The 8,078-nt window shown below is 63.2% G+C and carries 8 protein-coding genes; 7 read left to right on the top strand and 1 reads right to left on the bottom strand.

Annotated features, from left to right (window positions below):
* From KA184_18265 to KA184_18250, 4 genes are all read left to right on the top strand, one after another.
* Positions 1–1,014 (top strand): hypothetical protein (locus KA184_18265; GenBank protein MBP8131529.1); only part of this gene is annotated, 1,014 nt, incomplete at its 5' end.
* A gap of 87 nt (positions 1,015–1,101) precedes the next feature.
* On the top strand, positions 1,102–1,713 hold the full coding sequence (locus KA184_18260) for a sigma-70 family RNA polymerase sigma factor (GenBank protein MBP8131528.1): 612 nt from the start codon (positions 1,102–1,104) through the stop codon (positions 1,711–1,713).
* A gap of 34 nt (positions 1,714–1,747) precedes the next feature.
* On the top strand, positions 1,748–2,194 hold the full coding sequence (locus KA184_18255; GenBank protein MBP8131527.1) for a zf-HC2 domain-containing protein: 447 nt from the start codon (positions 1,748–1,750) through the stop codon (positions 2,192–2,194).
* Entirely contained in the window at positions 2,191–2,529 is a 339-nt protein-coding gene (locus tag KA184_18250) for a YbjQ family protein (protein MBP8131526.1), read from the top strand. The genes KA184_18255 and KA184_18250 overlap by 4 nt, the downstream gene beginning before the upstream one ends.
* On the opposite strand, the gene KA184_18245 is transcribed toward KA184_18250, so the two are convergent.
* Complete coding sequence (locus tag KA184_18245; protein MBP8131525.1) at positions 2,478–3,497, bottom strand: alpha/beta hydrolase; 1,020 nt, start codon at positions 3,495–3,497, stop codon at positions 2,478–2,480. The genes KA184_18250 and KA184_18245 overlap by 52 nt on opposite strands.
* Before the next feature lie 278 nt (positions 3,498–3,775).
* Here KA184_18245 and KA184_18240 point away from each other — a divergent pair, with 278 nt between their 5' ends.
* The 3 genes from KA184_18240 to ccsA all read left to right on the top strand — a co-directional run.
* Complete coding sequence (locus KA184_18240) at positions 3,776–4,903, top strand: hypothetical protein (GenBank protein ID MBP8131524.1); 1,128 nt, start codon at positions 3,776–3,778, stop codon at positions 4,901–4,903.
* 10 nt (positions 4,904–4,913) lie between these two features.
* Positions 4,914–6,083: a cytochrome c biogenesis protein ResB gene (locus tag KA184_18235; protein MBP8131523.1), complete on the top strand. Its 1,170-nt coding sequence runs from the start codon at positions 4,914–4,916 to the stop codon at positions 6,081–6,083.
* Positions 6,080–8,078 (top strand): cytochrome c biogenesis protein CcsA (gene ccsA, locus KA184_18230; GenBank protein ID MBP8131522.1); only part of this gene is annotated, 1,999 nt, incomplete at its 3' end. The genes KA184_18235 and ccsA, both read left to right, overlap by 4 nt.

The following is an 8,078-nucleotide window of genomic DNA, read 5'->3' as shown; positions in this document are numbered from 1 at the left end:
AACCTCAGGGGCATGCATGCGCTGGCGCTGCTCGACCCGGGGCTCATCCTGCTCGCGTTGCTGGCCTCATGCTGGGCCTTTGGCCACCGCGCCGGCCTGCTGGCCGCCGCCTTTTTCGGCATCAACTTCCTGACGATGCAGTCCCCGACGATGAAAGCCGCATACTTGCGTACGGACTGGATCATGCTGACGATTCTCGGAGCGGCATTCGTCAAGAAGGGCTGGTACAAGACCGCGGGCGGGCTCATGGCCTACGCGGGTCTCGCGCGCATTTTCCCCATCATCTTCGCATTCGGCATGGGCGCGCGCGGTATCGTCGAACTCGTGCGCACGCGCCGGATGCCGTGGAAGCATTTCCAGTTCTTCGCCGCCTTCGCGGTTACGGGCGGCCTGCTGGTTGGCGCATCGGTCCTGTATGCGGGCGGGCTGCACCAATGGCGCGAGTTCTTCGACAAGATCGGCTATCACAATAACGACATCTCGACGTGGCGGGTCGGGTTCCGCTACCTGTTCCTCGGCACGTTCGACCTGGTGCCGCGCGGCGTCGACTGGTGGACCTACAAGGCGCAGCTCCAGGAGTTCCAGGCGCAATGGATACACGTCTGGTGGGGCATTCAGGCCGTGGTGCTGCTTGTCTCCGGGTACCTGACCCGCTATCTCGAAGACGCGGAGTCGATCGTGTACAGCTTCGTGCCCGTGTTCTTCCTGGTCGCGCCGACGCACTATTACTACATGATGCTCGTTATCCCGGCTCTGTTTTTTGCGCTGCGCATCGATTCGCCCTACCGTGCCGCGGGCCTCATCTATCTCATCGCGATTGGCGTCATTGGCCAGCGGTACAACTACGTGGGGTGGCGCTTTCCCATAGCGTTCGACATGTCCTGCGCCCTCCTCGGGATGGTGCTCTACATGATGTTAATCACGTGGCTCGAGGGGCGGCTGAACCGGTCCGCCGCGCCGCAGGCCCCCGATGCACCCGTACAGGCGTCCGCCATTGCGGCCGAAACAGCGTGAGGGGTCCCCGCCGCGACAGCGGTGGTTTTCCTCGTAATGTGCTGCGCGCGTATACTCTGATCCGCATAAACTGGGCTGCTGTTCCGGATGGGCACGGGTATTATGGAGAAGCATCTCGAGGACGAAGAAGGTCTGCTTGCCGCGGCGCGCAAAGGCGACCGCGCGGCGTTCGGCGTCCTCGTGCGCGCGCATCAGCGTCGCGCTTATGCCGCGGCCTACGGTATCGTCGGCAACCGCGAAGACGCGCTGGAACTGGCCCAGGAAGCGTTTGCGCGCGCGTTTCGCGCCATGGGCCGGTTCAAACCCGGCATGCCGTTCTATCCGTGGTTGTATCAAATCGTGCGCAACACATGCCTGAACCACCTCAAACGCAGGCGCAGGCGAGGCGAGCAGTCGCTCGAAGACCTGGTTGAGAGCGGTTTTGACGCGCGGGATCCGAGCCCCGGTCCCGGGGAGGCCGCGGAACGCAATGACCTGCGGGAATCCATCGCGGCGGCCATGAGCCGGCTCAGCCCGGAGCACCGCGAAATCCTGCGGCTGCGCCATTTCATGGAACTGTCCTATTCGGAGATAGCCGCGTGCCTGCGCGTGCCCGAGGGCACGGTGATGTCGCGATTGCATGCGGCGCGCAAGAGTCTGCGGCGGGTGCTGGAACAACAGGACCGGTCCGCGGCGAATATATCCGCCGCGCCGGTGTAATCCTCTATGGGGATGGGTATTGCTGGACGACGTCATGACACAACCGTGTGAGCGCTATCAGGTACTGGTCTCGGGTTATCTCGACGGAGAGCTGTCTTCGGAAGACCGCAGCGACCTTGAAGCCCATCTGGACGCCTGCACGGCATGCCGGCGCGAGTTCGACGCCATGCAACGGCTTGCCGTAGGCACCGCCGCCGCGTTCGCGCGCGAAGCGCCGCCCGAGGATGTGTGGGACGGTTTCGTCAATGGCGTCTACAACCGCCTGGAACGTCGGTCGGGATGGCTGGCGCTGACCGCCGGCGCTTTGCTCCTGTCCGTCTATGGCATCTATCATTTTCTTGCCGGTGAGTGGGCCAATGCGCTGGTCAAGGTTTTGATCGCGGCCCCAATTATCGGTCTTGGCATCCTGTTTGTTTCCGTGCTGCGGCAGCGGCTGCGCGCGGCGCGCACGGACCGGTACAGCCGGGAGGTCCGTCATTGATCATTGTTACCTCTTCGTCCATTGCGGGCAAGCGGGTGACCGAGACTATCGGTCTGGTGCGCGGCAGCACCGTGCGCTGCCGGCACCTGGGAAAGGACATTCTGGCCAAACTGCGCAACCTCGTCGGCGGCGAGATACCCGAATACACGAAGATGCTTGCCGAAGCCCGCGAACAGGCGCTCGATCGCATGATGGAAGATGCGCGCAAGCTCGGGGCAAACGCCATCGTCGACATGCGTTTTGGCACAGCCTCCATCTCGGGAGGCATGGCCGAAATCATCGCCTACGGCACCGCCGCCGTGGTCGAAGACCTGCCCCCCGCCGGTGCAATATAGCTTCCGCCATTCACGCGAGACAGGAATCCCGCCAACAGCGCATGCACGACGCCCGGCTGCTCCAGTTGCATGGTGTGGTCCGCGTCCTCTATGGCATAGAACTCGATGCCCGGCATGGCAGCGCGCACCCGCTTGTGGTGGTCGAAGGGCAGCACGTGGTCTTTCGTTCCCCAAAGCAGCATGGCGGGCTTGCCTGACGCGCCGGCGCGCCGGTATACCGGTTCAAGCGTCAGCAGCGGCATGTGGCGCAGCGTGGCAAGCAGCGCCCGCTTGTACCCGCGGTAGCGCATCTGTTCGACGTAGTCGCGCCGGTACGGGTCGTTCTCCGGCACGCCCATGCGGTCGAGCGCCCGCACGAGCGTGGCGTCCCCGAACATGCGCATCGACCATTCACCGACGCCCGGCCAGTGCAGCATGCGATAGCGCAGGGGCTCGTGCAGGGGGAAGCCCGCCGGGGCCATGAGCACGTACGACCACACGCGCTCCGGGTGGCGGTCGACGAACCCCACCACGATTGCCCCGCCCATCGAGTGCCCGACGAGGTTGGCCGGTCCCGTTACCTGCTGTGCATCCAGTAATTCGAGAAGTTGCCGGTCAAAGAAGTCCGCGTCGTAACGGGCGTCCGGCCGGTCCGAATAACCGCGTCCGAACAGGTCATAACGCAACACGCGGAACCCGCCGTCCGCGAGGGCCTTCGCCGTGCCCTCCCACAGCCGCATCGGCCCCGTATATCCATGCACCAGAACGACCGGCTGGCCGTCTGCCGGTCCGGACCATACATAATGCGTGTAACCGTCGTTCAGTTGCGCGAAGGCAAGCCCGCGCGACGCCGTAAGCGCGGTCCGCGCCGTGTCATCAAGCACGAGCGTCTCCGTGCCGGCGACCAGGAAGGGATACGCCGCAACGGCCGCCAAGACGGCGGTCACCAGCGCCAGAAGTACCAGAGAGACCCGCAAAACACGACGCATGCCTGCACCTCAATCGCAATTGGCTCACTATAAGGACACGCGAGTCCGTCTCGCAAACCCGGCTTCCGGGCGTTTTCCAGACTGAAGACCTCGAGCATCGATTGTGGCATGTACTGTGGGAATGATGACATTGACTGAATTGTTACCGCTAAGATAGAGTATCGTGTTATCTAACCCTAGTTGCGCCAAGCCTGTAGCTGGTGCCGATGTTCAGCAAGTCAGCCGCGTTGCGGACAAGAGTTGCCACACGAGGGTCGCGGCTCGGAAATCGTCAGACCATGAAGTATGCGAGATGGTGTCTTATAGGTGCGGGGGCCTTGGCGGTTCTCCTCAGTTATTGCAGCGGGGGCAGCGTATCCCGGCGCGAGATTACGGAAACCAGGCAGGCGGATTCCCACGACCTGGCGCCCCCCAGGTTAAGCACGGCGGAACGGTTCGGCACTGGGGCCAACCCACATGCCGCCATGGGCGGCATGACGGGCATGGACGCCATGGCCGGAGCATCCGCCATGTCCTTTGCATGGGACACGCCGGAGGGATGGGAGGAATTGCCGCCGACGCAGATGCGCCAGGCGAATTTCCGGATTGCCGGCGACCCCGCCACAGAGTGCTATTTGAGCGTGCTTGGCGGGGAAGGCGGGGGCCTCCTGGCCAACATCAACCGGTGGCGCGGCCAGATGAGCTTTGAACCCATGGACGAAGCTGCGCTGGCCGCGTTGCCGCGCAAGACGCTGTTGGGCAAAGAGGCAGCTTATGTCTCGATGCGTGGCACGTACCAAGGCATGCAAGGCGACCGGAACGAGGCGGACTACATGATGCTCGCGCTTGCTGCCGTGCAGGGCGGTCAGTCTTATTTTGTGCGGTTGACCGGCCCCGCTTCCGTAGTCGAGCAGGAAACGGCCCGTTTCGAGGCCTTTTGTGAATCATTGCGCGAGGCGCAGGCCGGGCAGGCCGCGGAAGCGCCCGCGAATGGCGCACAGGGACTGCAGTGGGATACGCCTGCCGGCTGGGAACAGGCCCCCGCGAGACCAATGCGCCTGGTCACCTATACTGCGCACGACGGGGTGTGTGAATGCCGCGCCTTCATGCTTTCGGGCACGGCGGGCGGCGTGGACGCCAACATCAACCGCTGGCGCGACCAGATGAACCAGCCCCCGCTCAGCGCGGAGGAACTGGCCGCGCTGCCGCGCTGGCCCATACTGGGGCGCGAGGCGGTGTACGTCGAGATTCAAGGGGACTACACGGGGATGTCCGGGGCGACGCTGCCGGGCCAATTGTTCCTTGGTCTCGTGGCCCCGTACAAGGAAAGCACGCTGTTTGTGATTATGGTGGGACCTGAGGCCCAAATGGCCCAGGAAAAGGACAACTTCGCCGCATTCTGCAAGTCGATGCGGCAAAGCGGTTGAAGTGAAGAATATGTCAACTCTCGTGCGCAACCTGTTCCGTTTGCTCGCGTCTTACGGCTTTGCCATCGTGCTGCTTGCGTTTCTTTTCCTGCTCACGCTGCTGGGCACGCTCGAGCAGGTGGACCACGGCCTCTATGACGCTCAGAAAAAATACTTCGAGTCCTTCTACGTCATTTATGAGTTGTACGATACCGTGCCCATTCCCCTGCCGGGCGCATACCTCGTGATGGCTTTGCTCTTCGTGAATCTGGTTTTCGGCGCGATTGTCCGCGCGCCGAAAAGCTGGACGCGCCCCGGAATGCTCATAGCCCACAGCGGCATCCTCTTGATGCTGCTGGGCGGACTGGTCACGTATCATTTAAGCATTCGCGGGCACATGACCTTGTACGAAGGCGAAAGCAGCGACGAATTCGAGAGCTATTACGACTGGGAAATCGCCGTCACGGAAGTGGGCGCGAATACAGAGGGCCGCCAGTGGGTCATCCCGCAGGAGCATTTTGCCGGCCTCGGCCCGGAAGACAGCCGCACCTTTCATGCCATGGCACTGCCGTTCGACCTGCGGATAGAAGGTTTCGCGCCTAACGCCGCCGTGCAACCGGCATCCGGGTTGGCTCACGGCGTCGACGGGTTCGCTCTCATCCCGCAGGCGAAAAGCAGGGAGGCCGAACAGAATATCCCGGGCGCCTACGCCGTTGTCATTGAAAAGGCGAAGGAACAGGCGCAGAAAGGTATCCTGTGGGGCTGGTCGGCGCGTGGGGGGGCGATACCTTGGGTGGTGGATATTGGCGATTCGGCCTGGAGCATCGACCTGCGGCGGCAACGCTGGAAGACGCCGTTCACGATAGTGCTCGACAAGTTCATCCACGAGCAGCATCCGGGCACGCGCATGGCCAGCAATTACGAGAGCGTGGTCACGCAGGTTGAAGGCGACGTGCGGCGTCAGGTGGAAATCCGGATGAATGAGCCGCTGCGCCACAAGGGCTACACGCTGTTTCAGGCGTCGTTTGGTCCGAAAGACGCCGGCCCGAATGACCGCATGTACAGTGTCTTCGAAGTGGTGAACAATCCCGCCGACCAGTGGCCGCTCTATTCGTGCATCATCATCTCGTTTGGCTTGTCGCTTCATTTCATTCAGCGTTTGTATGGCCATCTCCGGCGCGAGCAGAGGAAACGTTCATGAAGCAGCGGTTTTCTTGTTGGTGGATTGCCGGGCTGGCCCTGACCTGTGCCGTGCCGGCCTTCGCGCAGCCGGCCGCCCCGCCCTGGAACCGGGAAACACTCGACCTCTTCGCTACGTTGCCGGTACAGGACGGGGGCCGCGTTAAGCCGCTCGATACGTTCGCGCAGTTCACGCTGCTCGCGCTGAACGGGTCGCGCACGCTGAGCCTGCCCTCGGGCGAGAGGCGCGGCCATCTCGAATGGATGCTCGACTGCCTGTTCTACCCGGATGCCGCGAAAGCCTACCCATGCTTCCTGGTCAGCACCTACGACGCCATCGACGCTATCGGCGTGGCGCCCCACGCCAAGAAGCGGGACCGCTATGCGTACAACGAGTTGTTTCCCGGCCGCGAGCGGCTGCTCGAACTGGCGCGGCATTTTGATTCGGTCGAGGCCAGCCAGCGCGTCGGCGTCGAGCAGCAGATACTGGATTTGGCGCACAACCTTTTGCGTTTCGAGGACCTGACCGCGTTCCTGGACTTCGCGCGCGCGCGCTTCACCGCGCCCGAGGGCACCGCGCTTGCCGCAGCGATTACGGACCCGCATGGCGCTCGCGCGAGCGAGATCGTGGCCTTGCTCAACCAGGTTTCGGGCGAGGTAGCCGCGCAGAGCGGGCAACTGGCCCCGGAGAAGGTCGAGCAGGAACGTCAGGCCATGAGCGACGTGTATTTCAAGCAGGTCGTGCCGGCCCTCTCGGGCGCGCAGGCCCTCGCGTTGTTTCCGCCGCCGGACCCCGCTGAAAAGCAATGGTTTTCGCCCGGCGAGTTGCCGCACGTCGCGCTGGACCACGAACAGCCACACCCGGAACTGCTGCAGCTCGTCGCAAGCCTTGAAAGAATGGCGGCAAACCGGCAGGAGCGGCTCGCCGCGGCCGGCGACGCCTCGCAACACGCCGCGCTTGACGCCGCATTCGCCGCGGAACTGCGGTCGTTCCACCAGGATATCGTCCAGCGCGCGTCTCTCCGCGGCGAATACGGCAGAGTGCCCGTCGAGGTCGCGTTTTATCGCGGCAAATTCATGTTCTACAGTCAGTGGTTGTACGTGCTGAGCTTTGTGATAGTGGCCATCTCCTGGCTGCTGCCGCGCAAGCGAATCGTCGGGTGGGTCACGGCGCTTTCCGTCATCGCGCCCACGGGGCTGCTGATTACGGGCATTACGCTGCGCTGCATCATCCGTAACCGGCCCCCGGTCACCACGCTCTACGAAACCATCCTCTTCGTGACCGCCGTGGCCGTAATCGTCTCCTTGTTCATTGAACTCATCAACCGCAAGCGTATTGCCATTGCCGTCGCGTCATTCGTGGGCGTGTTCGGCATGTTCTTGGCCTACCGCTACGAGATCAAGGAAGCGGTGGACACCATGCCGAGCCTGGTCGCCGTGCTGGACACGAATTTCTGGCTGGCGACGCACGTGACGACCGTGACCATGGGCTACAGCGCCGGGCTGCTGGCTTGCGTGCTATCGCACCTGTACATCTTTGGCAAGCTGCTGCGCGTCCGCCGCAACGACCCGGATTTCTACCGCGGCCTGACGCGGATGGTCTACGGCGTGCTCTGTTTTGGACTGCTCTTCGCGTGCGTGGGCACCGTGCTCGGCGGCATCTGGGCCAATGACAGCTGGGGCCGTTTCTGGGGGTGGGACCCGAAGGAGAACGGCGCACTGCTGATCGTATTGTGGGGATTGATCATCCTCCACGCCCGCCTCGGCAAGTACATCCGCGATTTGGGCATCCACATGGGTGCCGTGTCAATGGGCATGGTCGTGGCGTTTTCGTGGTGGGGAGTGAACCTGCTTGGCGTTGGCCTGCACAGCTACGGGTTCACCAGCGGCATCGGGCTCGTGCTGAAGATTTTCTGGATCGTCGAGAGCGTCGTGCTGCTGGCCGGCGGCCTTGTCTATCTGCTGGAAGGCGGCGCGCCTGCCGCGGCCGGTGCGGAAGAGGAAACGCAAACGGCCT

The sequence above is a fragment of the Candidatus Hydrogenedentota bacterium genome (genome assembly GCA_018005585.1).
GTDB lineage: Bacteria > Hydrogenedentota > Hydrogenedentia > Hydrogenedentales > JAGMZX01 > JAGMZX01.
Note: the sequence above shows the minus strand (reverse complement) of the source record. Positions and strands in the feature narration are given on the sequence as shown.